This is a genomic window from Mesorhizobium sp. M5C.F.Ca.ET.164.01.1.1, assembly GCF_004792125.1.
GTDB classification, from domain to species: Bacteria; Pseudomonadota; Alphaproteobacteria; order Rhizobiales; family Rhizobiaceae; genus Mesorhizobium; species Mesorhizobium wenxiniae.
Map to the genome: position 1 here is coordinate 1 of NZ_SRTG01000337.1, position 331 is coordinate 331.

Annotated in this window: 1 protein-coding gene; it reads left to right on the forward strand. The window is 56.5% G+C overall.

Translation table 11 applies throughout. The annotated features are described in order from the left end of the window. Positions 1–32: 32 nt before the first annotated feature. Positions 33–331 (forward strand): hypothetical protein (locus tag EN807_RS36200; RefSeq protein WP_210240023.1); only part of this gene is annotated, 299 nt, incomplete at its 3' end.

Consider the following 331-nt stretch of genomic DNA (forward strand, 5'->3'; position numbering starts at 1 on the left):
GTGACCGAGTTGCACTTACGAGTTCGCAGTCAATGATCCCTCTCGTTGCGGGAGGCGATCTGACAGCTTCATATTCCATTGTCTTCTTCGTCACGCAGTTCGGATGTCTTGCGGCAGCGCTGCTCGTGGGTGCGTTACCAAACGACCATTCCGCTACCCTGGTGTTCGTCCTCCTTGCCGTATGTTTTCTTGTTTCGGCGGGAAGCTTGTCCTGCATACGTGGCGGCTCGGCGTCTGGCGAACGCAAAGTCAACGGGCTTGCTCTCAATATTGACGGGCGCCTGGTTCGTCTCTTCGCCGTCTACGCGCTCCTATATGGAGGCGCGGTTTT